Below are 1,413 nucleotides of genomic sequence, written 5' to 3' on the forward strand. Positions count from 1 at the left end.
GCACCGTGGTCTGCGCGCCCGTGGCCCCGCTTCCGGCCAGTTCGCGGTAGGTGGAGTACCAGTCGCGCTGCGCCTGGATGAGGTCGTCGGGAAAGGCGTGGTGGGGCATGCAGGCGATTCTGGCACACGTTCGAATACATGTTCGATAACGGGGTCGTGCGGGTTCGCGCATGTCGGCGGCCTGATCCGATTGCCGGTCCGCCGCCCGGTAGTTGCCGGTGGAGGCGATCGAAGGCGAGCCGCCCCGCTGCCCCCGTCACCCCGTCGCCCCCGTCACCCCGTCGCCCCGGCTGCCCCGTCCCCGTCGTCCCCGTCCCCGTCGCCCCGAGGAGCGTGGAGCGCCCGCGCCGGTCTGTTCGACGTGCTCACTAAGGTATCTTTAGCGCCAAGCCGTTTTCTCTTAAGGAGCACGCGATGTCGAAGTTGGGAATCATTGTGGCGAGCACCAGGCCCGGCCGGGTCGGGCTCCCGGTCGCCCAGTGGTTCGAAGGGGAGGCTCGCACCCACGCGGGCTTCGCGGAGATCGAGCTGATCGATCTGGCCGAGGTGGCCCTGCCGTTCATGAACGAGCCCAACCACCCGCGCCTGGCCCGCTACACCCACCAGCACACGCGCGACTGGAGTGCCCTGGTCAGCGGGGTCGACGCCTTCGTCTTCGTGATGCCCGAGTACAACCACGGCTTCAACGCGGAGCTGAAGAACGCGATCGACTACCTGCACAACGAGTGGCTGTACAAGCCGGTGGGCTTCGTCACCTACGGCGGCGTCGCGGCCGGCACCCGCGCGCTGCAGATGATCAAGCAGGTCATCGGCGCGCTGAAGATGACGCCGGTCCTGGAGGCGGTCAACCTGCCCTTCGTGCACCAGTTCCTGGACGAGGAGGAGGGGCTGCTTCCCAACGAGATCATGACCGCCGCCGCCAAGTCCATGCTGGACGAGCTGGTACGGCTCGAGGACAACCTGCGACCGCTGCGCCCGACCCTGGAAGCGCCGCACGGCGCCTAGCGGAGACGGCGAGAGGCGGCCGGAGAGAGTCGGAGACGGCCGGAGACGGCCAGACGGGAGGCGCACGGTGGCCGAAGGGTCCGCAGCCGAGATACACCAGGTGTGTGAGCGGTTCCACGCCGCCATCGAGCTGATCGGCGGACGCTGGACCGGCGCGATCCTGCGCGTCGTCTTCACCGGTCAGCACCGGTTCGCCCATATCCGGGCGGCGGTGCCCGGGCTGAGCGACACCATGCTCGCGCAGCGGCTGCGGACGCTCGAAGCACACGGCCTGCTCGAACGCCGGGTCGGTCCGGCAGGTTCCGCAGGTTCGGCGGGTCCGGCCGGCCCGGCGCAGATCGAGTACCACCTGACCGACAAGGGACGGGAGCTCGGCCCGGTCCTCGACGCGGTGATCGCCTGGTCCCA

2 protein-coding genes are annotated in these 1,413 nt (G+C 69.3%); both read left to right on the forward strand.

The features are described 5' to 3' along the window. Positions 1–414 precede the first annotated feature (414 nt). Positions 415–1,005 (forward strand): NADPH-dependent FMN reductase, encoded by a 591-nt coding sequence (locus tag GA0115240_RS33590; RefSeq protein ID WP_093742687.1) that lies wholly within the window; start codon positions 415–417, stop codon positions 1,003–1,005. A gap of 67 nt (positions 1,006–1,072) precedes the next feature. Beyond that, positions 1,073–1,413: winged helix-turn-helix transcriptional regulator (locus GA0115240_RS33595; RefSeq protein WP_218087453.1), on the forward strand; the 341-nt coding region annotated here is incomplete at its 3' end.

This window comes from Streptomyces sp. DvalAA-14, from assembly GCF_900091855.1.
Taxonomy (GTDB): domain Bacteria; phylum Actinomycetota; class Actinomycetes; order Streptomycetales; family Streptomycetaceae; genus Actinacidiphila.